We start from the raw sequence: 25,669 nt of genomic DNA on the forward strand, positions 1-25,669 counted from the left end.
GCCCCGCTCAGGCCGCCGCCTCCCCCTCCGCGGAATCCACCGGCTCCGGGTGGTGGCACGCCACCTGGTGGCCGGGCCGGAGCGCGGTCAGCACCGGTTCCTCGGTCCGGCACACCTCCGTCGCCTTCCAGCACCGGGTGTGGAACCGGCAGCCCGAGGGCGGCGAGATCGGCGACGGGACGTCGCCCTTCAGCAGGATGCGCTCCCGCTTGGCCCGCCGCCGCGGGTCGGGCACCGGCACGGCCGAGAGGAGGGCCTTGGTGTAGGGGTGCATGGGGGTGCTGTAGAGCGAGCGGCGGTCGGTCAGCTCCACGATCTTGCCGAGGTACATCACCGCGATCCGGTCCGAGACGTGCCGGATCACCGACAGGTCGTGGGCGATGATGATGTACGTCAGCCCGAGCTCGTCCTGGAGGTCGTCCAGCAGGTTGACCACCTGGGCCTGGATCGAGACGTCCAGCGCGGAGACCGGTTCGTCGGCGATCACCAGCTTCGGCTTGAGCGCCAGCGCGCGGGCGATGCCGATGCGCTGCCGCTGGCCGCCGGAGAACTCGTGCGGGTAGCGGTTGTAGTGCTCGGGGTTGAGACCCACCAGCCCCAGCAGCCGCTGCACCTCCTTCTTCACCCCGCCCTCGGGGGTGATGCCCTGGAGCCGGAAGGGCGCGCCGACGATGGTGCCGACGGTGTGCCGGGGGTTCAGGGAGGAGTACGGGTCCTGGAAGATCATCTGGATGTCCCGGCGCATCGGGCGCATCCCGCCCACCCCCAGGTGGGAGATGTCCCGGCCCTCGAACTCCACGGTCCCGCCGGTGGGTTCGAGCAGCCGGGTGACCAGCCGGCCCATGGTGGACTTGCCGCAGCCCGACTCGCCGACCACGCCCAGGGTCTCGCCGGGGCGGACGTCGAAGCTGATGCCGTCCACGGCGTGCACGGCGCCCACCTGGCGGCGCAGCAGCCCCTTGGTGATCGGGAAGTGTTTGACCAGGCCGTCCACGCGGAGCAGGGGACGTACCTCCGGGGTGGCGGACGGCGCCTCCTCGTCGCGCTGGGCAACCGCGTCGTTGTCTTCAGGCACAGCTCGGTCCTTCACAGCTTGGGAGCGATCTCTTCGGTCCAGATCCGCGTCCGCTCCTCCTGCGCCATGTGGCAGGCGGCGACGTGGCCCCGGCTCTTCTCCCCCGTCACCGGCCGGAGTTCGGGCCGCTCGGTGCGGGTGATCCCCTCCCCCGGGACGTCGGCGTACGGGCAGCGCGGGCTGAAGGCGCAGCCGGGCGGCACGTTGATCAGGCTGGGCGGCGAGCCCTTGACCGGGATCAGCCGTTCGGTCTGGTCGCGGTCGATGCGCGGCATGGAGCCGAGCAGGCCCCAGGTGTAGGGGTGCTGGGGCTCGTAGAAGACCTGCTCGGCCGGGCCGCGTTCGACGCAGCGGCCGCCGTACATGACGAGGATGTCGTCGGCCAGTTCGGCGACCACGCCCAGGTCGTGGGTGATGATGATGACGGCGGAGCCGAACTCCTTCTGCAGGTCGCGGATGAGGTCGAGGATCTGCGCCTGGACGGTGACGTCGAGGGCGGTCGTCGGCTCGTCCGCGATGAGCAGGGCGGGGTTGTTGACCAGCGCCATGGCGATCATGGCGCGTTGCCGCATGCCGCCGGAGAACTGGTGCGGGTAGTCGTCCACCCGCCGGTCGGGCTGCGGGATGCCGACGCGGTCGAGGAGTTCGACGGCCCGTTTGCGGGCGGTCTTCTTGTCGGTGTCGTGGTGGGTCCGGTACGCCTCGGCGATCTGCGCGCCGATGGTGAAGTAGGGGTGCATGGCGGACAGCGGGTCCTGGAAGATCATCGCCATCTCGCGGCCGCGCAGCCGGCGGACCTCTTCGGGGTCGGCGGTGAGCAGTTCCTTGCCGTCGAGCCAGATCTCCCCGGAGATCCGGGCCTTGCGCCGGCCGTACTGGCCGACGGTGTGCAGGCCCATGATCCCGAGCGAGCTGACGGACTTGCCGGAACCGGACTCGCCGACGATGCCGAGCGTGCGACCCTTGTCCAGCCGGAACGAGAGCCCGTCGACGGACTTCACCACGCCGTCGTCGGTGGGGAAGTGGATGCGCAGGTCGCGGACGTCCAGGTAGGCGCGGTCGCCCGGTGGCTCCTCGACGATCTCGACGGCCGGCTCGGGGGTGGTGGTCATGAGAGCCTCACACGGGGGTCGATCACGGCGTAGAGCAGGTCCACCACGAGGTTGGCGATGACGACGGCGGTGGCGGCGATGAGCACCACGCCGAGGATGATCGGCAGGTCGCGGTTGTTGATGGCGGTGACCGCGGCCTGGCCGAGACCGGGCAGGTTGAAGGCGCTCTCGGTGAGGATCGCGCTGCCGACCAGGGCGCCGAGGTCCATGCCGAGGATGGTGGCGATGGGGGTCATGGTGGAGCGCATCGCGTGCTTGCCGATCACCATGCGTTCGGTGAGCCCCTTGGCACGGGCGGTGCGGATGTAGTCCTCGCCGAGCACTTCCATCATGGTGGCGCGGGTGAGCCGGGCGTACATGGCCGCGTAGAGGAAGGCGAGGGCGACCCAGGGCAGGATCAGCCCGCCGAACCAGCCGGCCGGATCGTCGGCGAAGTCCACGTACTCGGACGAGGTCCAGCCGAGCTTGTACTTGAACAGGGCGAGCAGCAGCAGGGCGGTGAAGTAGATCGGCAGCGAGACGCCGGCCAGGGCCGTCATCATGGCACCGCGGTCGATCTTGGTGCCGCGCTTGAGGGCGGAGACCACGCCGGCGGTGACGCCGAGCAGCAGCCAGATGACGCAGGCGCCGCCGGCGAGCGAGAGGGTCGGGGGCAGCCGGTCGGTGAGGACCGGCCAGACGGCCTGCTCGGTGCGGAACGAGTAGCCGAAGCAGGGGGCCGGGCAGTGGTCGGTGGTGCCGCCCCCGGTGTAGTCGCGGCCGGCGAAGATGCCGGTGACGAAGTGCCAGAACTGGACCAGGACCGGGTCGCTGAGCCCGAGCTTCTGCCGGATGCCCTCGATCGTCTCCGGGTCCGCCTGCTTGCCGACGTACATGGCGGCGGGGTCGGCCCCGGTGAGCTTGGGGATGGTGAAGAAGATGAAGAAGGTCACCAGCGTGACCACGAGCAGCATCACGATGACGGCGAACAGTCGCCTGACGATGTAAGCGAACACTGCGGTCGGCCCGGCGGCGGTCCGGTGGCCGAGATATCCACCGGACCGCCGCGCTCGGCCCTCACCTGCCCTTCGGGCCTAGCGGCGGGAGTGCCGGAGGAGCGGATGGACGGTCGGCTGCGGCCCGTGCGCGGTCACTTGGCGACGCCCAGGGCCTGGTAGTCGTACCGGCCGTTGAAGGCGTCCGTCGTGTAGACGTTGGTCAGCCGGGAGCTGCGCCAGATGATGTTCTTCTCGTAGGTGAAGGGCAGGTACCAGGCGCCCTCCATGACCTTCTTGTTCGCCTCCTGGTAGATCTTCCCCGCCTTCTGCGGGTCGCTCTCCGCGATGGCCTGGTCCATCAGCTTGTTGACCTCGGGGTCGTTGAGCTCGGGGTAGTTCTGGTTGGCGGTGTCGAGGATGAACCGGCCGTCCACGATGGGCTGGAGGAAGCCCTGGCCGCTGGGGAAGTCCGCGCCCCAGCCGAAGACGATGATCCCGTAGTTCTTGTTCTTGACGTTCGCCGGGGCGCCGACGACGGTCGACGACTGGGCGCCGTCGTACTGGTCGATCTGCGTCTCGATGCCGATCTTCTTCAGCGACGCCTGGAGCGACTCGGCGGTGGCGATCTCCTGCGGCTTGTTGTTCCGCACCGCGATGGTGGTCTTGAAGCCGTCCGGCTTGCCGCAGGCCTTCAGCTCCTCCTTGGCCTTGGCCGGGTCGGCCGCGCCCTGCTTGAGGTTGTACGGGTCGTAGGCCGCGTCGTGTCCGGTGACGGCCGGCGGGATCATGTTGAGGCCGATGTCACCGCCCGCCTGGGGGCCGCCGCGGGCGGTCTGGAGGGAGGTGTGGTCGGCGCCGTAGATGACCGCCTTGCGGCAGTGCACGTTGTCGAACGGCGCGACGGACTTGGGGAAGGCCGCGTACCGGATGAAGCCGGTCTGCGGGTTGTCCAGGTTCCCCTTGGCGGTCTGGAGCGCCTTCTGGCGGCCGGCCGAGCCCATGCCGGTGGCGTTGAGGTCGACGTCGTAGTTGCCCGCGATCAGGTCGCTGTCCATCGCGTCCGCGTTGGTGGTGAACTTGACCGAGATCTTGTCCGGCAGCGCCTTGCGGACCTGGTCGGAGTCCTTGTTCCACTTGTCGTTGCGGACGAGGACCATGCTCTTGTTGGGGCTGTACGACTCGAACTTGTACGGGCCGCTGGAGAACGGCCGGAGGTTGTACTTCTCCGCGGTGTCCTTGTCCTGCGGCACCGGGCCGGCGGCGGGCAGCGCCAGCATCTGGAGGAAGTCGCCGTTGGGCTTGGCCAGTTTGAAGGTGATGGTCTTGGCGTTCGGCGTCTCGATCGCGGACAGGCCCAGCTTGTCCTTGCTGTCGTCCTTGTAGGGGCCCTTGTACTTCTTCTCCGGGTCCAGGACCTGCATCAGCCAGGTGGGGCCGCCGGAGATCTTGTCCTGCGCCCAGGTGCGCTCGATGCCGTACTTGATGTCCTGCGCGGTGATCGGCCGGCCGTCCTCCCAGGCGATCCCGTCCTTCAGGGTGAAGGTGTAGGACTTCTTGTCGTCCGAGACCTTGCCCAGGTCGGTGGCCAGGTCCGGCACCAGCTCGGCGCTCCCGTGGCCCGGCGCGGGCTTGGAGGTGACGAGCGTACGGACGTAGTAGCGGGCGAAGTCCCAGGCGAAGCCGTAGTACATGCGCTGCGGGTCCCAGGAGTCGGACTCCTGGGTGGCGATGAACTTCAGCTCGCCGCCCTTCTTGTCGGACGGGCTGGCGACCTTCTCGACGCCCGCGTTGAAGCCGGGGCCCTTGCCGCCGCCCCCGCCGCCCTTGTCGTTCTTGCTGCTTCCTCCGCCACCGCAGGCGGTGACCCCGACGAGGGCCGCGACCACCAGTGCCGCGCCGGCGGCCGTTCTCCTCGATGTCCTGTGCGTTGCCAAGATGTCGCGACCTCCGTGATCGTCGCGGGCCGGGGAGCGGACCGCGATGGGGGTGGTTCCTTCAGCTCGTACTCCTGGTGCCGGAGGGACCGGACGGGTGGCGGTACGTTTCTCCTGCCGCTTGCCGTCACGTCGCTCCGCGCAAGGCGGTGTTGTCTGTCGTAGGGAAAGGGCGGCTAGCGCGAACCCTTGGGGTCCAGGGCGTCCCGGACGCCGTCCCCGAAGAGGTTGAACGCCAGTACGGTGACGAAGATGGCGAGGCCCGGGATCACCATGAACATCGGGTCGCCCTCGTAGGTGTTGACGGCCTTGGAGAGCATCTGCCCCCAGGACGACGTGGGCGGCTTGACGCCGGCACCGAGGAAGCTGAGCGCGGCCTCGGTGAGGACGTTGGTCGGGATCATCAGCGTGGCGTAGACGGTGATGGGCGCGACCAGGTTGGGCAGCAGCTCGCGGAAGAGGATGTACGTCCGTCCCGCGCCCAGGCTGCGCGCCGCCTCGACGTACTCGCGCTCTCTCAGCGAGAGCGTCTGCCCGCGCACGATGCGCCCCACGTAGGGCCAGCCGAAGAAGCCGATCACCGCGATGAGGACGGCCATCCGGACGCCCGAACCGGTCAGTCCCCAGAGCTCGTTGGGGACGACGGAGATCAGCGCGATGATGAAGAGCAGCTGCGGGAAGGCGAGCAGGGCGTCCATCACCCGGCTCACCACGGTGTCCACCCAGCCGCCGAAGTAGCCGGCGATGATGCCCAGGACGGTGCCGATCACCACGGCGACCACGGCCGCGAGAAAGGCGACGAGGAGGGAGACCCGGGCGCCGTAGACGACGCGGCTGAAGACGTCCCGGCCGTTGACCGGCTCGACGCCGAACAGGAAGTCCCCGTTGATGCCGCCCCACGAGCCCTTCGGGGTGCCGAAGAGGGGGTCGATCTGGTCCTCGTGGTACTCGTTCGGCGGGTGGCCCAGCAGGTCCACGATCAGCGGGGCGAAGATCGCGACCAGGATGAGCAGCAGGACCACGATCCCGCCGGCGAGGGCCAGTTTGTCGCGCTTGAGCCGCGTCCAGGCGATGCGCCACGGGGAGCGGCCCTCGATCGTCGTGCCCGGGACCGGGATTTCCGCGTCGGCGACGACGGTCGCGGTCCCGGTCGCGCTCGTCTCGGGGAGTGGTGCCGTCATCGTTCGCTGGACCCCTCTCGGCCGGTGGAACCGGCCTCCGCCGGCCGCCCGGGGGCGGCTGGTCGACCATCACTGACACATACGGTGCTGTGCGGTGCTGTGGTGCGGGAAGTACAGGCGGAGCTGGTCGTACACCGGACCTGCGGGTCCTTGGAGCGGGAGTCTTCAACGCGTTCACGATCACCCGCCAGACCCGGCGGCCAATGGATGCGCAACCGTGATGTGCGATGCAGGGTTCCGTTATACGGACGCGGGCGGCCGCTCAGCGAAGGGACGGGGAACCATCAACTCCGGCTAGGGGTAAGGCTGTTACGGATGTGACGTAAGTGGTGCAAGTGACCTGTGAGGCTTGACGGCGGCACGGTAAACGATCAGGCTCACTGGCGATCGCAGTGATCCATCTGCCGCTCCAATCAAGGGAGTTGACGTGACACGGAAGCTGATCCACCGCGCCGCCATGGCGGGCGCGGCGCTCACCCTCGGACTGACCGGCACCCTGGCCGCGGGCGCCTCGGCCATGGCGGGCTCCCTCCGGGGACTCCTCGGTCTCCCGGGTGACCCCCGAAACGCGCCGCTACATCGACCTCTACGAGAGCAAGCAGCAGTGCCAGGGCGGCGGCGCGTACTTCATGCGCCACGGCGCGAACCACTACGAGTGCTACGACGTCTCGGGCGGCTGGGAGCTCTGGATCTGGGAGTGACGCCCGGGGACGCCTTCCCCGCCTGCCGGCCGGTCCGTCGTCGACGGACCGGCCGGTTCGCGTACGCCCCGCGGCCGCTACGTGTGGCGGGCGCGGGGCGTGGCGGGCGCGGGCGGGACGGGCGCGGGCGGCGCCGCTAGTGCGGGTACCCGTACCCCGGCGCCGGTGCCGCCGCGCCGCTCGGGGCGGGGGCGGCGTGGCCGTAGAACGGGCGGGCGTGGGCGCGCATCCACAGGGCCACCGGGTCGAACTCGTCCGACATCGCCACCGTGGACACCGGCAGCCCCTCCGGCACCACGGCCACCACCTGCTGCATCATCGCCCGGACGGACTCCACGGCGGGCGGCGAGGTGTCGTACAGGTCGAGGCCGATCGCCAGGTACGCGGCGCCGATCGCCGGCTGGACCCAGGCGCGGCGCAGCGCCCGGACGGCGGGCGTGCGCTGGGCGTGCTGGGCGAGCAGGGCGTAGAACCGGGCGATGTCGACGGTGGGTTCGGAGATCTGGAGGGGCCCGGCGGGCAGCCGGTCCAGGCCGCCGGCGATGCGGCGCAGGTCGAGCCAGGGGATGCCGACGCCGCCGCCCGGGGCGTGCGGGTTGAGCCACAGGCCCCAGCGGCCCGGGTAGAGCGAGGAGGCCAGGGAGCGGCCGGTGACGACCTCGTGGGCACGGTTCCAGCCGCTGGCGGCGAGCTCGCGCTCGGAGGTGACGCAGGGGGCGTAGCCGAGGCCGTCGACCTCCATGTTCCCGTACTGGGCGTCGGGCGAGCCGGGCCGGCCGTGCCAGAGCAGCATCCACAGCCGGCCGTCGGCGACGGCGTGCAGCAGCGACTCGTAGACGTCGTACCGCCCGGGCGCCACTTGGCGCAGCACCTGCTCCACGCCGCTCTCCGCGCCCGCGCTCACCTGATCCCGCCCCTTCTCACGGCGGACGCTCGCGTCGCGTCCGCCCCCTGCCTCACGGCGCGGTCGCGCCTCCCGTACGGTCGTCCAACCAGCTTACGAGGCCGGGGCGGCATGCAGGGGAGCAGTCACCGGTCACGGTCGTAGAACGGTGCGACGCGGTCCCGCATCCAGTCGGCGACCGGGTCGCGGGTGACGTCGAGGAAGACCGTGCGGACCGGCCAGGGGACGGGGGCGGAGCCCAGGGCGCGGCCCAGCGCGTCCACGGCGGCGGCGCGGCTGTCGTCGTCGGGGAGGTCGAGCTCCACGCCGACGAACAGCTCCGGCGGCCCGCCCTCGACGCTGGCCAGGGCGCGGCGGGCGGTGCGCACGGCGCGGGCGGCGGTGAACTCCAGTCCGGCGGCGGCGAGGAAGGCCGTGGGCTCGTCCTGCCAGTCGGGCTCGTGCAGCCGCACCCGGCCACCGGTGGGCTCGCCCTCCAGCCGCAGCCGGCCCGCCCGGCAGAGCTCGGCGACGGCGGCGGGCGGCAGCGGCGCACCGACCGTGCCCTCCGGGTTGACGACCAGGCCGACCTGCGGGGGCAGACCGCGGGCGAACTCCACGGCGGGGGCGACCGCGTAGGCCATGTGGTCGCCGACGACGCGGCGGAACTGCTCCTCGGAGCTGAACACCGGCACGAACGCGGCGCCGCCGAGCTCGATGGTGGGCAGGTCGAGGTCGCGGCTGTCGGGGCCGCCGCCCTTGGGCAGGGGTATCCAGACCTCGCTGCGGCCGAGCACCTCGACGACCCGCTCGCCGGTGCCGGGGACGCCCGCGCAGGCGGCGAGGGTCTCCTCCAGTTCATTGGCGGGCCAGCCGGGGACCTCGCCCCGGACCCGCTCGGTGCCGTGCAGCTCGGGGCCGCTCATCCGTTCTCCCCACGGTCTCGTCGCGCTCGCACCCGCACCTTAACGGCCGGCTCTCCGTCAGCGGGCGGGAGGGGGACGGCGGGCGGACGGGGCGGGCGGCGCGCGACGGGGACGGCGGGGGCGGTGGGCGGTCCCGAAAAGGACGGGGCGCAGGGGGCGGAGAGTGCTCCCGACGCGGAGGGAGCCGCGGGCGCTGCCGGCGCGGAGGGGGCGGCGGATGCTCCCGATGCGGGCGGGCCCGCGGACCGCCTCGGCGCGGCGGGAGCCACGGACGCTCCCACCGCGCCCCGCCCCTCGAAGGTGATCGTCCGCAGCGCCGCCGCGGCCGGGCGGTCGAGCAGGACCACGCTCGCCGCGCCCGCCGGCGGCCGGCCCGCTTCGGCCGCCGCGATCAGCCGCTCCATGGCGCGGCGGTGGCGCCCGAACGCGGCCCGGGAGACCGTCCGCCCCCGGGCCCGCTGCCCGGCGAGCGCGGTCCCGGGCTCGACGGCGAGCAGCAGGACGTGCAGCGAGGTGCCGCGCCGCCGCGCCTCGCGGGCCAGCAGCCGGCGGACCCAGCCGCGCTGTCCGCAGTCGTGCACGACGAGGCTCGCGCCGGAGCGCAGGGCGTGCCACAGGTGCGCGTAGTGCACGAGGCGCGCGAAGGGGCGGTAGGCGCCGTACGGGAGCCGTACGGGCAGCGCGCGCAACCGGCGCTCCAGGCGGGCCCGGGAGTCCTGCGAGTCGACGCTGCGGACGGGGTCGCCCCGGCCGTCGAGGGCGGCCACGGCCCGTCGGATCAGGGTGGACTTCCCGGCTCCGGGCAGGCCGGAGACGACCAGCAGGTCCCCGGCGCGGCAGCGCAGCTCCGCCCTGGGCGGCGCGGCCCCGCGCAGGTCACGCACCCGCGCCCCGGCGGCCCCCGTCGTCCGTGTCGTCCGCGCGGCATCCGCCGCCCCCCTCTGGACGCCCGTTCGCACCGCTCCCCCGTCCTCGTCCGCCGCACCGCGGCCCCGCCGCTCCGTCGCTCGGTGCTCACGGTGTACCCCACCCGCATACGGACGGAGTAAAGGAAAAGTAATCCAATGCGATGGGCTCCGAACGGTCCATCGCACGCCCGTACGTGCAATGATGTGCGCGCCAAGAGCACGACCACCTGCGTACACGCGCACCTGCGTACAACTGCATACCGGCCGCTCGAATCCGCGCGGGAGAGTCCCGGCCATGTGCCTGCCGCACCGCGGCACGCCGCATGCCGGGCGCCGAAGGAGCAAGTTCCTCCCTTGAATCTCTCAGGCCCCGTACCGCGCAGGGTGAGGCAGATCTGAAAAGCGGACCGCCCGGCGGTCCCACCCAAGGTGCAAGCCGCGTGCCCTCTCCGGGGGCTCCCGGTGAACCTCTCAGGTTCCGATGACAGATGGGGAGGCCGTCCTTCGACGTCCCCGCGTCCTCGCGACCGCTGCCCGGGAGCCTTGATCATGTCTGCCGCAGAGACCTCACAGCCCTCAGAGACCGCCGCCCCCCGTCGTACCGCGCTCGACGCGCTGCACCGCGCCCTGGGCGCGACGATGACCGACTTCGCCGGCTGGGACATGCCCCTCCGCTACGGGAGCGAGCGCGACGAGCACGTGGCCGTCCGCACCCGCGCCGGTCTGTTCGACCTCTCGCACATGGGCGAGATCACCCTTACGGGTCCGCAGGCCGGCCAGGCCCTGGACCACGCCCTGGTGGGCAACCTCTCCGCGCTGAAGCCCGGCCGCGCCCGCTACACGATGATCTGCGACGAGCGCGGCGGCATTCTGGACGACCTGATCGTCTACCGCCTCGCCGACGAGGAGTACATGGTCGTCGCCAACGCCTCCAACGCCCAGGTGGTGCTGGACGCCCTCACCGAGCGGGCCGCGGGCTTCGAGACCGAGGTGCGCGACGACCGCGAGAACTACGCGCTGCTCGCCGTCCAGGGCCCGGCCTCCCCCGCCATCCTCAAGTCGGTCACCGACGCCGACCTGGACGGCCTGAAGTACTACGCGGGCCTGCCCGGCACGGTCGCCGGCGTCCCGGCGCTGATCGCCCGCACCGGCTACACCGGCGAGGACGGCTTCGAGCTGTTCGTCGCCCCCGCCGACGCGGAGAAGCTGTGGCAGGCGCTCACCGAGGCGGGCGCGGACGCCGGCCTGGTGCCCTGCGGCCTCTCCTGCCGGGACACGCTCCGCCTGGAGGCGGGCATGCCGCTGTACGGGCACGAGCTGACCACCGCGACCACGCCGTTCGACGCCGGGCTCGGCCGCGTCGTCAAGTTCGACAAGCCCGGCGACTTCGTCGGCCGCGCGGCGCTGGAGGCCGCCGCCGAGCGCGCCGCGGACGCCCCGCCGCGCAAGCTGGTGGGCCTGGTGGCGACCGGGCGGCGGGTGCCGCGGGCCGGCTACCCGGTGGTGGACGCCGCCTCCGGCGCGGTCGTCGGCGAGGTCACCTCCGGCGCCCCCTCCCCCACGCTCGGCAAGCCGATCGCCATCGCCTACGTGGACGCGGCCCACGCCGCGCCCGGCACGGCCGGGGTCGCGGTGGACATCCGCGGCAGCCACGAGCCGTACGAGGTCGTCGCCCTGCCGTTCTACAAGCGGGAGCGCTGAGCCCGCCCGGCGTCCCCCGCCGTCCTCCGTCTCACCTGTCAAGACCCTTTGCACGAGCACCCACCCGCGTACAGGAGAATCAACCCATGAGCAACCCCCAGCACCTCCGCTACACCAAGGAGCACGAGTGGCTGTCGGCCACGGATGAGAACGGTGTGGCGACGGTGGGTATCACCGAGTTCGCCGCCAACGCGCTCGGTGACGTCGTCTACGCCCAGCTCCCGGCCGTCGGCGACACCATCACCGCGGGCGAGACCTGCGGTGAGCTGGAGTCCACCAAGTCGGTCAGCGACCTCTTCGCCCCCGTCACGGGCGAGGTCGTCGAGGCCAACCAGGACGTCGTGGACGACCCCTCGCTGGTGAACTCCGCCCCCTTCGAGGGCGGCTGGCTGTTCAAGGTGAAGATCACGGACGAGCCGGCGGAGCTGCTGACCGCCGACGCGTACACGGACTTCGCCGGCTGACCCCGCGTTCCGCCTTCCCCCGGCCCCTCCCGGCCCCTCCCGCCAGGAAGAACTCATGTCGCTTCTGAACAGCTCCCTCCATGAGCTCGACCCCGACGTCGCCGCCGCTGTCGACGCCGAACTCCACCGTCAGCAGTCCACGCTCGAAATGATCGCCTCGGAGAACTTCGCTCCGGTCGCGGTCATGGAGGCCCAGGGCTCGGTCCTCACCAACAAGTACGCCGAGGGCTACCCGGGCCGCCGCTACTACGGCGGCTGCGAGCACGTCGATGTCGTCGAGCAGATCGCCATCGACCGGATCAAGGCGCTGTTCGGCGCCGAGGCCGCCAACGTGCAGCCGCACTCGGGCGCCCAGGCCAACGCCGCGGCGATGTTCGCGCTGCTGAAGCCGGGCGACACCATCCTGGGTCTGAACCTCGCCCACGGCGGGCACCTGACCCACGGCATGAAGATCAACTTCTCGGGCAAGCTCTACAACGTGGTCGCCTACCACGTCGACGAGCAGACCAACCTGGTCGACATGGAGGAGGTCGAGCGCCTCGCCAAGGAGCACCGCCCCAAGCTGATCGTCGCCGGCTGGTCCGCCTACCCGCGCCAGCTGGACTTCGCGGCCTTCCGCCGGATCGCCGACGAGGTCGGCGCGTACCTGATGGTCGACATGGCCCACTTCGCGGGCCTGGTCGCCGCCGGGCTGCACCCCTCCCCGGTGCCGCACGCGCACGTCGTCACCACCACCACGCACAAGACCCTCGGCGGTCCGCGCGGCGGTGTGATCCTCTCCACGGCCGAACTCGCCAAGAAGATCAACTCGGCGGTCTTCCCCGGTCAGCAGGGCGGCCCGCTGGAGCACGTGATCGCGGCCAAGGCGGTCTCCTTCAAGGTCGCGGCGAGCGAGGAGTTCAAGGAGCGCCAGCAGCGCACGCTGGAGGGCGCGAAGATCCTGGCCGAGCGCCTGGTGCAGGACGACGTCAAGGAGCACGGCGTCTCCGTCCTGTCCGGCGGCACGGACGTGCACCTGGTCCTCGTCGACCTGCGCCACTCCCAGCTGGACGGCCAGCAGGCCGAGGACCGCCTCCACGAGGTCGGCATCACGGTCAACCGCAACGCCGTCCCGAACGACCCGCGCCCCCCGATGGTCACCTCGGGCCTGCGGATCGGCACCCCGGCGCTGGCCACCCGCGGCTTCACCACCGAGGACTTCCGCGAGGTCGCGGACGTCATCGCGGAGGCCCTGAAGCCCGAGTACGACGCCCCGGCGCTGCGCGCCCGCGTCACCGCGCTGGCGGACAAGCACCCGCTGTACCCCGGCCTGAAGTAGGACCGGACCTCCGGTTTTACCGGGATGTACGGGGCATCGCGCACACTGGTGGTGAGCGCGGTGCCCCGCACCACGTCGTACCGCTGTACCAATTCTTGTACCACCCCCGACCCAAGGAGCTGCCACCGTGGCCATCTCCGTCTTCGATCTCTTCTCGATCGGCATAGGCCCGTCCAGCTCCCACACGGTCGGCCCGATGCGCGCCGCCCGGATGTTCGTGGGCCGCCTGAAGAAGGACGGCCTGCTCGCCCAGACCGCCTCGGTGCGCGCGGAGCTCTTCGGCTCCCTCGGCGCCACCGGGCACGGCCACGGGACGCCCAAGGCCGTCCTGCTCGGCCTGGAGGGCCACTCGCCGCGCACCGTCGACGTCGAGATCGCCGATGACGAGGTGGAGCGCATCCGCACCACCAAGCGCCTGCGCCTCCTCGGCACCGAGATCGGCTCGGCCCACGAGATCGACTTCGACGCCTCCACCCAGCTGATCCTGCACCGCCGCCGCGCCCTGCCGTACCACGCCAACGGCATGACCCTCTTCGCCTACGACGAGAGCGGCGCGCCCCTGCTGGAGAAGACCTACTACTCGGTCGGCGGCGGCTTCGTGGTGGACGAGGACGCGGTCGGCGCGGACCGGATCGTCCCCGACGACACCGTCCTGAAGTTCCCCTTCCGCACCGGCGACGAGCTGCTGCGGATGTCCCGCGAGTCCGGCCTGTCGATCTCCGCGATGATGATGGAGAACGAGAAGGCCTGGCGCACCGAGGACGAGATCCGGGCCGGCCTGCTGGAGATCTGGCGCGTCATGCAGGCGTGCGTCAGCCGCGGCATGTCCCGCGAGGGCATCCTCCCCGGCGGCCTCAAGGTCCGCCGCCGCGCCGCCAGCACCGCCCGCCAGCTGCGCGCCGAGGGCGACCCGCAGGCCCGCGCGATGGAGTGGATCACCGTCTACGCGATGGCGGTCAACGAGGAGAACGCGGCCGGCGGCCGCGTCGTCACCGCCCCCACCAACGGCGCCGCCGGCATCATCCCGGCGGTCCTGCACTACTACATGAACTTCGTGCCCGGCGCGGACGAGGAGGGCGTCGTCCGCTTCCTGCTCGCCGCGGGCGCGATCGGCATGCTCTTCAAGGAGAACGCCTCCATCTCCGGCGCCGAGGTCGGCTGCCAGGGCGAGGTCGGCTCGGCCTGCTCCATGGCCTCCGGCGGCCTCGCCGAGGTCATGGGCGGCTCCCCCGAGCAGGTCGAGAACGCGGCCGAGATCGGCATGGAGCACAACCTCGGCCTCACCTGCGACCCGGTCGGCGGCCTGGTCCAGATCCCCTGCATCGAGCGCAACGGCATGGCCGCGGCGAAGGCCGTCACGGCGGCCCGCATGGCCCTGCGCGGCGACGGCCGGCACCACGTCTCCCTCGACAAGGTCATCAAGACCATGAAGGAGACCGGCGCCGACATGAAGGTCAAGTACAAGGAGACGGCCCGGGGCGGGCTGGCGGTCAACGTCATCGAGTGCTGAGCCCCTGACCTCGCGAGCGCCCCGCCCGGGCTCCCGGGCGGGGCCTCGCCGTTCAGGCGTGCGCCCGGCGGCCGGGCCGGGCCGTCCGTGCCGCCTCGACCGCCGCGGCCGAGACGTAGAGGGTGAGCGCCCGCCCGCCGTGGACCAGCTTGGCCGCCGCCCAGTGGAACGGGTTCACCCGCGCCGGCACGGCGGCGGCGTGGTCGTCCACCAGCCGCCCGACCCGCGCCAGGAGCGCCGGGTCGAGGCTCCCGCGCAGCCTGCCGTGCGGCTCCCGCCGCCGCGGGGCGTACCGGTCGAACGGCAGGTACAGCGTGGCGTCGTCCGGCCGCTCCCCGTCGCGCGAGGTCATGCTCCAGCACAGGGTCGGGCGTACCCCGGGCATGTCGAGCGGCTGCGATCCCGGCGGGGCCGTGTCCGTCACCAGAGCCGTCGCGGCGGCCGCCGCGGCGCGGCCCAACGGGGCGAGCCGGGCTTCGAGTTCGGCGGTGGAACGCTCCGCGACCGTCGTGTAGAACTTGATCCGGGCGTGCGGGGACGCGTCCGCGTCGAGCGCGAAGAAGGCCGGCATCAGATCGGCCATGCCCCGCGGGTCGTGGCGCCGCAGCCAGCTCCACGCCCCGCCCTGGCCGAGCCGGTCCAGCGCCGTCCCGACGGTCTCCCGGCTGCGCTCGGTGCCCGCCGCCAGGGTGTCGAAGTACACCTTGGGGCGCGCGATCCCCGCGGCGCGGACCGAAGCCGCCAGGCACATCCCGAACGCCGCCGGCCCGCTGCGCGGCCGGAACAGGTCGGCGACCCGCCGGACCCGCTCCGTGCGCGCGAGGCCCAGGCGTTCGAGCCCGGCCAGCGTCCGGAGGCCGCGCTCCCAGCTCCCGGCCGCGGAGACGGGACCCCGCTCGGGGAGCGGCCGGAAGAAGATCCGCACGTCGACACGGTCCCCGTCGAGCACGAGGGAGTACTCGAACGGAGCGGTCGACACGGCGTCCTGCCGGGTCCCGCCGCCGTCGGTGTCCCGCGAGACCCGGTGCCCCCACCCGTCGAAGAGGTGCCGGACGGACTCCTCGGCCGCCGCCTCGAAACGCTCCCCCAGGCCGAACACCTCCCCCAGGTAGCGCAGGCCGTCGACGGCCAGTCCCGCGTACCCGGGCCGCCCGGCCGTCACGGCGCGGCCGGGCCGGCGGCCGGCGGCAGGTAGGGCTTGGAGTCGATGCCGGGGTACATGCGCTCCAGGTGCGCGATCGTCTCGTCGGTCCAGTAGTCGTCCCCGGGGGGCGGGAAGCCCAGGAGGTGGCGCTGGCGCGGGCTCAGTTCGACCATGAGCTCGTGCTGGGTGTTCCAGTTCGGGTGGGCCGGCCGCATCGACCACAGATGTTTGTCGGTCCAACGGGCCTGCGCCGCGTGCAGGTTGAAGAAGAGCGCGAGCCGTCGTCCGAGCCGCGCGTTGTAGGCCGACCCCCGGTGGACGATGTCGCCGACGAAGAGCAGGAGCGAGCCGGCCTCGGCCTCCACGGGCCGCTCCCGCTCGTACAGTCCGGGGTATTCCGCCTTGTCGTACGCGCCCTTGCCCGCGTCGGTCAGCAGGGGCAGCCCGAGGTGTGCGGCGCGGTCGACGACGTAGGTGGGCGCGGTGTCCACGGTCACGTCGGTCAGGTAGAGGATGCCGTACACGCGCTGGTAGACACCGTCCGCGCGCGGGTGCACCAGGCTGCTGGCCGCCCAGGCGTCGTTGTGCAGGGTCTGGTCCCGGGTCTCCCCGTACGCCCTGCCGTACTTGGCCTGGATGAAGGCGCTCGTCAGCCGCAGGTCGGTGGTGCCGAGCAGTTCCTCGACGACGTCGATGACCCGGGGGTCCAGCACGTGCCGGTTCAGGTCGTTGCTGGTGAAGGGGAACGGGACCGCGTGCTTGAGGTCGTTGACCTCCTCGGGCGTGCTGCCGTTCGCCTCCGGGTCGGGGAAGTAGGTGTCGACCGCGGCCCGCGCCCGTGCCAGGGCGTCGCCGGTGAGGAAGCCGGGCACCAGCGCGTATCCCCGGCCGGCCAGTTGCTCCGCTGTCCGTTTGGTGTCCATGTGTCCGTCCGTCTCAGGTCTCGGAGAGGTGGTCCGGTGGCCGGCCGCTCCCCTCCGTGCGGGAGGCACGGGATACGACGATGTTCTTGTGGAAGGCGTCCAGCCGCAGGGACTCACCGACCGCCCGGCCGTCGACCTCGATCCAGGCGTGCGCGGCGAAGGGCATCAGGCTGACGCCGGAGACCCAGTCGGGCCAGCTGCCGCGCAGGCGGGCCAGCAGGGCCGCCGCGACCGACCGCTCCAGGCAGTACGGCCCGGCGGCGCGGCGACTGACGGAGACGACGTCGCCGCGCGCGGCCAGGGCCTCGGCGCGGGTGGCGGGCCGGGCGCCACGGCTGAGCAGGCGCAGCACCCGCTCCAGCGCGTGCGGGCTCAGCCGCGTCAGCAGGCGGCTGACCGCGACGGCCAGCATCGGCAGCGGCCGGCGGCGCAGCGGCAACCGGGCACGGGGTTCCAGGGTCATGGGGAGCGTCACGTCAGATCAGCACCTTCGCGCGGCGCATGGTGTCGATCAGCTTCGCGACGTCGCCGGGTATCCGGTCGGCCGCCTCCGGGTGACGTGCGCACAGCTCGCTCACGACCTCGTCCGGTGTGCGTCCGGCGGCGAGCATCTCGAACACCGCCGTCCCGGTCGGGTTGACGCGGAAGTACGTGCCGGACTTCTTGTCCAGGAGAACGGCCGCGTCCGCGGTCCGGGTGAGGACGACGTGGGGGGAGATCTTCAGCATGGTGAGGCCAGTCGTCGGTGGGTGAGGGGGCGTTGGGGCGCCGGTGCCGGGGCCTGCGCGACGGCCCGCATCCAGACCTCGGCGGCGACGGTCGTCTCCAGCGCGTTGGTGGCGTGCTCGGGGCGCAGGGTGTCCCGCAGGGCGGCGCGCAGCCGGTCGATGTCCACCAGGCCGTGCTCGGCGAGCAGCGAGTCCTCGAACAGGCCGAGGAGCGAGCGGCGGTTGCGGGCCAGGCCGCGGTGGACCGACATGCTGAACTCGCCCTTGGTGGACCGGGAGAGCGCCCTCGCCTGCCCGCCCGGCGCCGTGCCCACCCGCATGGCGGCCTTCAGGACCGGCTTGAATCCGGTGCCCGGCAGGGCCTCGTCGCGCGAGACCGAGAGGGCGGCCTCCAGTACCGCGTCGTCCATGTACGGCAAGGACAGCGTGATCCCCTGATGCTCCATCAGAGCGCGTAGTGGCCCGAGGCGTTGGCCGCCGACGCGGTGTCCCGCGACGCTGGTGTGCACCGCGCGGGTGCCGGCCTGCGGGGTGCGGCCGGCGTCGGCGGCGGTGGCGACCGCGTGCACGGCCTCGACGCCGGCGGGTGTCGACCACGGGGTCGCGCGGACGTGCGGGCCCCAGCCCAGAGCGGGGCGGTGGAGGTCCGGCCGGGGCAGGTGCACACTGCGCAACTGCTCCTCGAACCAGTCCTCGTACATCTGCCGCCGGGCGAGCGCGCGCAGGACGGAGGGCATGCTCCAGCGCCTCAGCCGGGCGAGGTCGCGGATGCCGCGGACCGCCCGCAGGGGCGCGTGGGCGTAGAGGTCGCCGAAGTACGACGGTGCGGTGGTGAACAGCTCGTCGCCGCCGAATCCGGCGATGTGCACGTCGGAGCCGGTGGCGGCGAAGATCTTCGCCATCGCGGTCTTCCGCGCCCGGTTCCGGATCAGGGTGTAGGGCTCGCCCAGTCCGTACGGGACGTCCTGGAGGAGCCCGCGGCCGGGTTCCCAGATGCCGTCGTACGGGCCCGGGACGTCCTCGGGGCCGAGGACCGTCAGGGGCCGGCCGATGTCCTCGGCGGCGATCGCCGCCCAGTGGGCGTCGTCGTGGTTGGGGTCGACGGTCCGCTCGACGAAGCACCGGAAGCGGGCGCCCTGGCCGGCCAGGAGGAAGCAGAGGGAGGTCGAGTCCAGACCGCCCGACAGGTCCGCGGAGAGGCCGCGGGCCGTGGCGAGCCGGACGGCCACCGCCTCCTCCAGCGCGGCCCGTACCCGCGGCGCGCCGTCGGCGACCGACAGCGCCGGGGCCGGGGGCCGCCACCAGGTGGTGGTCTCGGCCCGGTCGGCGGTCATGCGCAGCCGCCGGTCGGCGGGGAGCCGGTGGACCCCGTGCCAGTAGGTGCCGTGGGTCAGCCCGTAGTCGAACCCGGGGTGCAGCATCCCCCAGGCGGCCATCTCGACGCGCGGGGTGGCGCCGCTGAGCCGGGCCAGTGGTTCGACCGCGTCGGACGCGGCGTACGAGCCGTCCCGGCACCGGGCGTAGAACACCTGGCGCAGGCCCGACGCGCTCCCCTGGACGTGGGTGGAGCGGCCGTCGGTGTAGAGGAGGTGAAAGCTGCCGCTGATCTCGTGCGCGGCGGCCATCAGGCCGACGACGTCGTCGTGCCGTGCCAGCAGGCGGGCCAGACGCCCCGCGTCGATGCTCGTCTCGCCGAACAGCGCGAGGCGTCTGACGCCGGCCTCCGCGGCGATCAGGCGGGAATGGGAGCAGTCCGCGACCACCCACGTCCGGCCCGACGCGTACGTCAGCACTTCGGCGTTCTCCGTCGGCCCGGGGCGGACCGGACACGCGTCAACGACGCTCTCCGGGAAAGCGATGAACCATGACGCGCCCACGGAATCCCCCCAGCCGACCGAATGCGTGCACGACGATCAGATGATCGCGTTACCCTCACCGTCGTTGCTGGCCCAGCCGTACCACATCGTGACCTCGGAGAACTCGCCGATGGGCAGCATTTCGGGCGCCTCGTACTCGACAATCTCGTGATCGTTCATATGCGTCACCCCCTTCCCCTCGATGGGGCCGCAACTTAACAAGGGCGAGCGGGAGTTCGCGAGAACGCGTTTTCGGCGTAGGTGCCGATTATGGCCGGAAGAAACGGTCCGGACGGTACGGGGAATATCGAACTCCCTTTGCCGGATCACGAACATGTCCACTGGTCCCCTCGCGCATCAGGCGCGCGCCGCGGCGCCCCGCGCGCTCGGCGGCGACCCACGCCGAGCGGCCTCGAACGGCCGGAACAGACCCCCTCAAGTCTCGGCCGCCGTCAGGCGCACACCCGCCGGTGCTCCCGCCGCCGGTGCCCGGCCCGTTTCCGGGCGATCCGGGCTTCGGCGGCCGCGCCGCCCGCCGTGTACGAGCAGGTTCGGCGGTTTCCCCGGCGTCGGCGACGGGCACACGGCGCGGCTGACATGCGAGCGGAAGGGCCGGTTCGCGGCCCTCCGCGGACCACGCAGACGGACAAGCGCAGACGTACAAGCACTTCGCGGACCCGAAGCCGGGTTACGTCGCGGACTGGCCGGATCTGCCGGCATGGCGGCGGGAGACGGACGCCGACATCTTCGAGGCGATCGAGAAGGCTTCCGCCGGCTGAGCGCCGCCCGGCCTTTCGGCGGGCACGCGCTGGCAGGGGCGTCGCTCCTCTCGTAGCCTCCTGGGATACGAGAGGACACGCGGGCGGAAGGGAGCGCGGCGGCATGCCGAATCGAGGGGGTAAGGCGGGCCGGTCCGCCGGGTGTCTGTCGTCTCGCATGCTCGTTCTCGGAGTGTGCGCCTCCGTCGGCGGGTTCGCCGCGGCGATCCGGGGCGTCACGTCAGGGGCGAGCGTGTTCGAGGTTCTGGCGGCGCTCGGCATCGGTGCGCTCGGGCTCGCGCTCGCGATCGCCTACGTCGTGGACTTCGCCAGACGGTGACGTCACGCGCCCGCGGCGCGAGCGCTCAGGCCCCGGCCGCCGGCCCGCCGGCCTCCCCCGCCTCGCGCTCCTCCGCGGACCACCGCCGTACCGCACGCCGCAGCGACCGCGGGTCGGAGTAGCCGAGGCGGTCGGCGAGGGCGGCGTTGGCGGGGCGGCCGGTGCGGCGGGCCTGGGTGGCGTGGCGGCGGCGGGCGGCGTCCAGTTCCGTGCGCCAGGTCGTGCCGGACTCGGCGAGGCGGCGTTGGAGGGTGCGGCGGCTCATGGTGAGGCGCCGGGCGACGTGGTCGAGGGCCGGAGGGCCTTCGGCGAGGCAGGCGTCGAGGGCGTGGCGGAACTGGTCGCGCCAGTCGGCCGGCGGGGGCGGGGGCAGGGTCGCCGCGTAGCGGCCGAGGATGGCGCCCAGTCGCGGGTCGGCGCCGAGGACCGGGCGGGCCAGGTCGGCGGTACGGAAGGTGACCGTGGCGCGGTCCTGGCCGAAGTCGACGCCGCGTTCGGCGGCGAGCGCCTCGGTCAGGTTGGCGTGCCGGCGCGGGGCCCGCTGGGAGAAGCCGACGTGCAGCGGGTGCACGGGCGTGCCCGTCACCCCCCGCGACCGGGCGCACAGCACGGCCAAGGCGAACTGCTCGGCCAGTTCCACCTGCCGGGGCTCGCCCTCCAGGTAGTGGAAGGAGAAGGTCGTCTCGTGCTCGTCCTGGGTGTGGAGCGCGAAGCGGCCGTTGGTGGTGATGAAGTGCAGGTACCGGGTGCTGGTCTCCATCGCGGCGCCGAGCGTCGGCGCGTTGGTGAAGAGGTAGTCGAAGAGGCCGAGGGCGCCCAGGCTGTAGAGGCCGGCGATGGACACCGGGGAGTCCGGGGTGTCCAGGGCCCGTTCGACCAGTTCCCAGACGTGCATCGTGCGGCGGGCCGGGATGGTGACCTCGTCCTCGGCCAGCGCCCAGTCGGGCACCCCGGCCTCGCGGGCGATGCGGTCGGGGTCGGCGCCGTTCGCCGCCGCCGCGGTGAGGAGGAACTTCGACAGGACGATGGAGTCCAGCTCACCGGTCGTCCCGGTCGTCAACGCTTCTGCCATGCGGCCATTTTCCGACACGTTGGCGCGTCGTGTGCCGCGGGTGGCACATTCGGTCCTGGGCAGGACCGCCTCGACCTGGGCAATCTGGAACAGCCGCGGGCTGCGGCGGCCGGAAACGGACGCTGCCCGTCCACCGGCGGCCGGTCAGGGCCGCGCGGATCGGGGTGCGAGCGGGTACGGGGGTCCGGCTCGCGCTCCCACGTCAATCGACCGACGACCATCAGGAGGGGAGTCGTCGGACGGCTGACGCCACAGGGGCCCCACCGCCACCGGAGGCCACGCCTCGCTACCGGAGGACGCGTCCCCGGACGAACGGACGGTCCCGGTCCGCGACCGCCGCGCACGGCCCGGCGGCCCGCAGCACGACGTCGAGGGCCGTGTCCGGGTCGGTGGTGTAGAGGCCGCTCGCCCAGGCGGCGTTGGCCTCGATGACCGCCCAGCCGTCCGCGACGGTCCCCACGTCGACGACCACGGCGGAGGGCAGCGTGTCCGCGTGGGCGGCCAGCAGGTCGGCGCCGAAGCGGACGGCGTCGGGCGCCAGGGGGCCGAGGGCGAGCCGGCCGCGTTCGCCGTACCGGCTCCCGCCGCGCACCGCGCCGTCCAGGACGAACAGCCGGTACTCGGCGGTGAACCCGACGACGTCGCTCACCAGGACGGTCGTGGCAGGGTCGACGGCGTCGGGGCCGGGCAGCCGCGAGCCGTCGGCGTAGACCATGGCGCGTATCCCCTTGTCGTTCGGGGACTTGACGAAGGCGGGCCGGCGGAGGCCGTACGCCTCGCCGATCGGCACCGCCCGCACCTCGCGCCGGGTGCTCTCCCGCGGCAGCCGGGCGAGCCAGTCGGCGGGCGCCTCCAGCGGGGCGATGCCCAGCGCGGGCGCCACGGCGTCCGCGAACGCCGGCCCGGCGTGCAGGTGCTCCGCGCGGAGCCCGTCCGGAACGGTGAAGTCCGGCAGCTGTACGGCGTCGAGCCCGCGCCGGACGGCGGCGTCCCGGACGGACTCGGCGGAGGCGGTGAGGCGGGGTGGCAGGACGAGCGTCATGGCCACCGATCGTCGCGGACGGGCGTGGGGAACGCTCGTGGTTTTCCCGGCTGGGCCGGTGGTTTCCCGGGCCAGGACCTCAGGAAGCGCCCGTCTCCGAGCGCAGCCACGCCAGGTAGGCGTCGCTGCCGGCGGTGATCGGCGTGGCGATCACCTCGGGGACGTCGTACGGGTGCCCGGCGCGGAGGTGGGCCTCCAGCTCCGGATAGCGGGCGCTCGTCGTCTTGTAGAGGACGCGCCACTCGGTGTCGGTCTCGATCGCGTCCTGCCAGCGGTAGACGCTGGTCACCGGACCGTCGACCTGGGCGCAGGCCGCCAGCCGGCGCTCGACGGCGTCCTTGGCGAGGCGGCGGGCGGTCTCCTCGTCGGGGGCCGTGGTCAGCACGGCGAGGTACGGGGGCGTCGCGTCGTCCATGAGGCCGACCGTATCGCGGGCGCGGGGCGCTCCGGTACGGCGGCGGGAGCCCTGCCGTACGGCGGCCGGACCCCGTTGTCAGTGGTGCCGCGTACGCTCGCGAGCATGAGTTACGCAGACCTGCGCGAACTCCACAGCGCGCTCAACACCGCTTCGGACATCGCGTACGCCCTGGAGTCCCAGCCCACCCCCGAGGAGGCGGGGCAGATCGTCGACGCCCTGCGCCGGGCGCTGGACGCGGCCCGCGCCCTGGGTGCCGCGCACGGCGCGACGGGGTGCTCGCTGCACCCCAAGGGCGCGGTGGACCCGCTGTACGGGGACAAGGAGGATCCGCTGCCCCCGGGCTGGGGCCGCTGCCTGCTGTGCAACGACGCGCGGCGGCGGGCGGGCGCCCAGCGGCGGGGCGGGCGCTGACCCGCCCCGGGCCGCCGGGCCCGCGGCGCCGGTCAGCCCTTGTTCTGGGCGGCCCAGAACTCGTCGAAGGACATCAGGCCGTCGCCGTTGAGGTCCTTGGAGTTGATGACCGCCTGGGCCACGGTCTCGGTGACGTACGGGTCGCCGAGCCGGGCCATGGCGCTCTTGTACTCGGCCGCGGTGATGAAACCGTCGCCGTTGGCGTCGAACTGCGCGAACACCTTGCGCGCTTCGTCGATGTCAGCCATGTGGGCCTCCCCTGATCTGCCGCGCACCGTGCGTCGCGGGCTTGTTGACCGGCACAGATTAGCCGCCCGCCGGAGGACGTCCGGCCCCGCCCGCCGGGAGGTGACCGGTCACGAGTCCCAGGTAGCGGTCCCAGTCCCAGTACGGGCCGGGGTCGGTGTGCGTGGAGCCGGGGACCTCGACGTGCCCGATGATGTGGTCGCGGTCGGCGGGGATGCCGTAGCGCGCGCAGACGGCGGCGGCGAGCCGGGCGGAGGCCCGGTACAGGGCGTCCGTGAAGTACTCGGGCCGGTCGATCCAGCCCTCGTGCTCGATGCCGATGCTGCGGGTGTTGTAGTCCCAGTTGCCGGCGTGCCAGGCGATGTCCCGCTCGCGGACGAACTGGGCGGTGTAGCCGTCGGCCGAGGCGACGGCGTAGTGCGCCGAGACCTTGGACTTCGGATCCTGGAAGATCTTCACGGTGTCCGGGAAGGTCTCCTGGGTCACATGGATCACGAGGTACTCGACCGGGTACGAGCCGGGGCGGCCGGAGACCGTGTAGTTGGCGCTGCTGGCCGGGATCCAGTGGGTGGGCGGGTAGGACTCCGGGGGCCGGGAGGCCGCCGATGCGGCGGGACGGCCGACGCTGAAGGCGGTGGCCGCGCCCAGGGCCGCCGCCCCGAGGAGCGTGGCGGCACCGCCGAGGGCACGGCGGCGGCGCACGCCGGCCGGGCCGGGGCCGGACGCGCCCTCCGGACCGGGACCGGACGCGCCCTCCGACGGCGAGGCGTCCAACGGCTCGTCGTGCAACGGCTCAGCGTCCATGAGGCCTCCAGGAGGCGCGAGGGGAACGTCGGACGGGGACATGACACTCGCAGCGGCCGGGGTGCGCAAGCACCGCCGCACCCCGGATCCCCCCTCACATTTCCGGAATGGTCTGCACCTATTTACCGCGCAGCCGCATATCCATAAGTTACTCGGCGGATTGATTCATGGAAAAGAAGGCGAGTGGCGCAACTCACCTTCGATTACCCAGAGTCATTTGGGAAATGACCCGCAAACCGCCCCATATCCACCCTATTGAGGGTTGGCCGGGCACCACCCCGTCTGCCATAGTCGGAGCCACGACCCCCATTGACCCGGGCTCGGTCGTCACACGCCGCGGAACACACCCCACTTCTCCGCGGCGCCAGCAAGAGGCCCCCACCCGTCGCAGGACGACGGACCGGGGCCTCTCGGCGTACCGGGGGAAACGGAAGGCGATCTTCGACGCCCCCGCGCGGCAAGCGTCCCGCGCGAGAGCGGTCAGCGGTCGGCGACCCGCATCTCGAACCACGTCGTCTTGCCCCGCGCCAGCAGGTCCACGCCCCACCGGTCGGCCAGCCGGTCGACGAGGAACAGCCCGCGGCCGCTGGTGTCCAGCTCCCCCACCGGCACCAGGCAGGGCAGCCCGCGCGAGGGGTCGCGCACCTCGGCGCGGATCCAGCCCCGCCGCCGGGCCAGCCCCAGCCCGAAGTGCCGGGCGCCGGTGTGCCGGACGGCGTTGCCGACGAGCTCCGAGACCAGCAGCACCGCGTGCTCGGCGAGCCGCTCGGAGAGCCCCCAGTGGTGGATGATCACCGCCCGGGTGAGCCGCCGCACGGCGACCGTGGATTCCGGGCAGGAGGGCATCCGGATCTCACGGACCGTGGGGTCGCCGTACCGCTCGAGCGCCTTGAGCGCCAGTTCGTCGTCAACCGCCGGAGCCCAGCGCGTCCCGGCCGTACCGACCCCGCGTCGCGGCTGCTCCGTTCCCTCCAGACCCGCCATGCCCCCATGATGGCGGCCGAAAAGCCGTCCGGGAGTGGAACCTTCGGATTCGGTATTCCGGAAGGAGCCACTCCAAGGGCCGGCGGCGACATATGCCAGAGGCTTCATTCGCGCCCGCACACCACGACTGACCTGCGATGACCGCGAGTGAGCGAAAGGTCGGCGGGGGTGCCCGACCGGGTCAACATCAAGGGTCCGCAGGCCCCTTGAAATTCCCCCACAAGAGGCAACCCCCGGAACCCGATCCTCCGTG

General features: G+C 72.5%; 27 protein-coding genes, 1 pseudogene and 1 riboswitch. Of the genes and pseudogenes, 8 read left to right on the forward strand and 20 right to left on the reverse strand.

Features of this window, described 5'->3' with window-relative positions:
- Positions 1–7 precede the first annotated feature (7 nt).
- From ACH4PU_RS01065 to ACH4PU_RS01085, 5 genes are all read right to left on the reverse strand, one after another.
- Positions 8–1,003 (reverse strand): ABC transporter ATP-binding protein, encoded by a 996-nt coding sequence (locus tag ACH4PU_RS01065; RefSeq protein WP_398265303.1) that lies wholly within the window; start codon positions 1,001–1,003, stop codon positions 8–10.
- 83 nt (positions 1,004–1,086) lie between these two features.
- Positions 1,087–2,187, reverse strand: a complete 1,101-nt coding sequence (locus ACH4PU_RS01070) for an ABC transporter ATP-binding protein (protein WP_398264266.1) — start codon at positions 2,185–2,187, stop codon at positions 1,087–1,089.
- A complete protein-coding gene (locus ACH4PU_RS01075; protein WP_398264268.1) occupies positions 2,184–3,182 on the reverse strand; it encodes an ABC transporter permease in 999 nt (332 codons plus the stop codon). Before ACH4PU_RS01075 ends, ACH4PU_RS01070 begins: the two co-directional genes overlap by 4 nt.
- Positions 3,183–3,316: 134 nt before the next feature.
- Entirely contained in the window at positions 3,317–5,098 is a 1,782-nt protein-coding gene (locus ACH4PU_RS01080) for an ABC transporter substrate-binding protein (RefSeq protein ID WP_398264270.1), read from the reverse strand.
- Between the two features lie 176 nt (positions 5,099–5,274).
- Positions 5,275–6,279, reverse strand: coding sequence for an ABC transporter permease (locus ACH4PU_RS01085; RefSeq protein ID WP_185941174.1), 1,005 nt, complete (start codon positions 6,277–6,279; stop codon positions 5,275–5,277).
- A gap of 554 nt (positions 6,280–6,833) precedes the next feature.
- Here ACH4PU_RS01085 and ACH4PU_RS01090 point away from each other — a divergent pair.
- Positions 6,834–6,980, forward strand: coding sequence for a hypothetical protein (locus ACH4PU_RS01090; RefSeq protein WP_398264272.1), 147 nt, complete (start codon positions 6,834–6,836; stop codon positions 6,978–6,980).
- 136 nt (positions 6,981–7,116) lie between these two features.
- Here ACH4PU_RS01090 and ACH4PU_RS01095 read toward each other — a convergent pair whose 3' ends face one another.
- The 3 genes from ACH4PU_RS01095 to ACH4PU_RS01105 all read right to left on the reverse strand — a co-directional run bounded on the left by ACH4PU_RS01095 (position 7,117) and on the right by ACH4PU_RS01105 (position 9,673).
- Complete coding sequence (locus tag ACH4PU_RS01095) at positions 7,117–7,884, reverse strand: enhanced serine sensitivity protein SseB C-terminal domain-containing protein (protein ID WP_398264274.1); 768 nt, start codon at positions 7,882–7,884, stop codon at positions 7,117–7,119.
- Positions 7,885–8,009: 125 nt separating this feature from the next.
- Positions 8,010–8,789, reverse strand: a complete 780-nt coding sequence (locus tag ACH4PU_RS01100) for an enhanced serine sensitivity protein SseB (RefSeq protein ID WP_398264276.1) — start codon at positions 8,787–8,789, stop codon at positions 8,010–8,012.
- Entirely contained in the window at positions 8,786–9,673 is an 888-nt protein-coding gene (locus tag ACH4PU_RS01105) for an AAA family ATPase (RefSeq protein WP_398264278.1), read from the reverse strand. The genes ACH4PU_RS01100 and ACH4PU_RS01105 overlap by 4 nt, the downstream gene beginning before the upstream one ends.
- Positions 9,674–9,966: 293 nt before the next feature.
- Positions 9,967–10,085, forward strand: a riboswitch (glycine riboswitch).
- Between the two features lie 161 nt (positions 10,086–10,246).
- Between ACH4PU_RS01105 and gcvT the strand changes: the two genes are divergently transcribed.
- From gcvT to ACH4PU_RS01125, 4 genes are all read left to right on the forward strand, one after another.
- Positions 10,247–11,398: a glycine cleavage system aminomethyltransferase GcvT gene (gene gcvT, locus ACH4PU_RS01110; protein ID WP_398264280.1), complete on the forward strand. Its 1,152-nt coding sequence runs from the start codon at positions 10,247–10,249 to the stop codon at positions 11,396–11,398.
- 86 nt (positions 11,399–11,484) lie between these two features.
- Complete coding sequence (gcvH, locus tag ACH4PU_RS01115) at positions 11,485–11,862, forward strand: glycine cleavage system protein GcvH (protein WP_004949856.1); 378 nt, start codon at positions 11,485–11,487, stop codon at positions 11,860–11,862.
- 55 nt (positions 11,863–11,917) lie between these two features.
- Complete coding sequence (gene glyA / locus ACH4PU_RS01120) at positions 11,918–13,180, forward strand: serine hydroxymethyltransferase (RefSeq protein WP_398264282.1); 1,263 nt, start codon at positions 11,918–11,920, stop codon at positions 13,178–13,180.
- 127 nt (positions 13,181–13,307) lie between these two features.
- A complete protein-coding gene (locus ACH4PU_RS01125; RefSeq protein ID WP_398264284.1) occupies positions 13,308–14,690 on the forward strand; it encodes an L-serine ammonia-lyase in 1,383 nt (460 codons plus the stop codon).
- Between the two features lie 52 nt (positions 14,691–14,742).
- Here ACH4PU_RS01125 and ACH4PU_RS01130 read toward each other — a convergent pair whose 3' ends face one another.
- The 6 genes from ACH4PU_RS01130 to ACH4PU_RS01155 form a co-directional block, all read right to left on the reverse strand.
- Positions 14,743–15,852: a hypothetical protein gene (locus tag ACH4PU_RS01130; protein WP_398264286.1), complete on the reverse strand. Its 1,110-nt coding sequence runs from the start codon at positions 15,850–15,852 to the stop codon at positions 14,743–14,745.
- Positions 15,849–16,757 (reverse strand): phytanoyl-CoA dioxygenase family protein, encoded by a 909-nt coding sequence (locus tag ACH4PU_RS01135; RefSeq protein ID WP_398264288.1) that lies wholly within the window; start codon positions 16,755–16,757, stop codon positions 15,849–15,851. Before ACH4PU_RS01135 ends, ACH4PU_RS01130 begins: the two co-directional genes overlap by 4 nt.
- A gap of 13 nt (positions 16,758–16,770) precedes the next feature.
- Positions 16,771–17,232 carry a lasso peptide biosynthesis B2 protein gene (locus ACH4PU_RS01140; protein WP_398264290.1) on the reverse strand — a complete coding sequence of 154 codons (462 nt, stop codon included), beginning with the start codon at positions 17,230–17,232 and terminating at the stop codon, positions 16,771–16,773.
- A gap of 1 nt (position 17,233) precedes the next feature.
- Positions 17,234–17,485, reverse strand: coding sequence for a lasso peptide biosynthesis PqqD family chaperone (locus ACH4PU_RS01145; protein WP_398264292.1), 252 nt, complete (start codon positions 17,483–17,485; stop codon positions 17,234–17,236).
- On the reverse strand, positions 17,479–19,278 hold the full coding sequence (locus ACH4PU_RS01150) for an asparagine synthase-related protein (protein ID WP_398264294.1): 1,800 nt from the start codon (positions 19,276–19,278) through the stop codon (positions 17,479–17,481). Before ACH4PU_RS01150 ends, ACH4PU_RS01145 begins: the two co-directional genes overlap by 7 nt.
- A 120-nt stretch (positions 19,279–19,398) precedes the next feature.
- Entirely contained in the window at positions 19,399–19,521 is a 123-nt protein-coding gene (locus ACH4PU_RS01155) for a lasso RiPP family leader peptide-containing protein (protein ID WP_398264296.1), read from the reverse strand.
- Between the two features lie 345 nt (positions 19,522–19,866).
- On the opposite strand from ACH4PU_RS01155, the pseudogene ACH4PU_RS01160 reads away from it, so the two are divergent.
- Both ACH4PU_RS01160 and ACH4PU_RS01165 read left to right on the forward strand, forming a co-directional pair.
- Positions 19,867–20,120, forward strand: a pseudogene (locus tag ACH4PU_RS01160) (hypothetical protein); the annotation flags it as partial.
- Between the two features lie 157 nt (positions 20,121–20,277).
- Positions 20,278–20,439: a hypothetical protein gene (locus tag ACH4PU_RS01165; protein ID WP_398264298.1), complete on the forward strand. Its 162-nt coding sequence runs from the start codon at positions 20,278–20,280 to the stop codon at positions 20,437–20,439.
- A gap of 25 nt (positions 20,440–20,464) precedes the next feature.
- On the opposite strand, the gene ACH4PU_RS01170 is transcribed toward ACH4PU_RS01165, so the two are convergent.
- The 3 genes from ACH4PU_RS01170 to cutA form a co-directional block, all read right to left on the reverse strand.
- Positions 20,465–21,511, reverse strand: coding sequence for an AraC family transcriptional regulator ligand-binding domain-containing protein (locus ACH4PU_RS01170; protein WP_398264300.1), 1,047 nt, complete (start codon positions 21,509–21,511; stop codon positions 20,465–20,467).
- Between the two features lie 286 nt (positions 21,512–21,797).
- Positions 21,798–22,553: an ATP-grasp domain-containing protein gene (locus tag ACH4PU_RS01175; protein ID WP_398264302.1), complete on the reverse strand. Its 756-nt coding sequence runs from the start codon at positions 22,551–22,553 to the stop codon at positions 21,798–21,800.
- Between the two features lie 79 nt (positions 22,554–22,632).
- Positions 22,633–22,968, reverse strand: a complete 336-nt coding sequence (gene cutA, locus ACH4PU_RS01180) for a divalent-cation tolerance protein CutA (RefSeq protein WP_398264304.1) — start codon at positions 22,966–22,968, stop codon at positions 22,633–22,635.
- Between the two features lie 105 nt (positions 22,969–23,073).
- Here cutA and ACH4PU_RS01185 point away from each other — a divergent pair, with 105 nt between their 5' ends.
- Positions 23,074–23,382 carry a hypothetical protein gene (locus tag ACH4PU_RS01185; protein WP_398264306.1) on the forward strand — a complete coding sequence of 103 codons (309 nt, stop codon included), beginning with the start codon at positions 23,074–23,076 and terminating at the stop codon, positions 23,380–23,382.
- Positions 23,383–23,414: 32 nt separating this feature from the next.
- Here the strand turns inward: ACH4PU_RS01185 and ACH4PU_RS01190 are convergent, their stop codons facing one another.
- From ACH4PU_RS01190 to ACH4PU_RS01200, 3 genes are all read right to left on the reverse strand, one after another.
- A complete protein-coding gene (locus tag ACH4PU_RS01190) occupies positions 23,415–23,630 on the reverse strand; it encodes an EF-hand domain-containing protein (RefSeq protein WP_398264308.1) in 216 nt (71 codons plus the stop codon).
- A gap of 58 nt (positions 23,631–23,688) precedes the next feature.
- Complete coding sequence (locus tag ACH4PU_RS01195; protein WP_398264310.1) at positions 23,689–24,432, reverse strand: N-acetylmuramoyl-L-alanine amidase; 744 nt, start codon at positions 24,430–24,432, stop codon at positions 23,689–23,691.
- 480 nt (positions 24,433–24,912) lie between these two features.
- Positions 24,913–25,416: an ATP-binding protein gene (locus tag ACH4PU_RS01200; protein WP_398264312.1), complete on the reverse strand. Its 504-nt coding sequence runs from the start codon at positions 25,414–25,416 to the stop codon at positions 24,913–24,915.
- Positions 25,417–25,669 lie beyond the last annotated feature (253 nt).

Source organism: Streptomyces sp. NPDC021100, from assembly GCF_044333095.1.
In the GTDB taxonomy this organism is placed as follows: Bacteria; Actinomycetota; Actinomycetes; order Streptomycetales; family Streptomycetaceae; genus Streptomyces.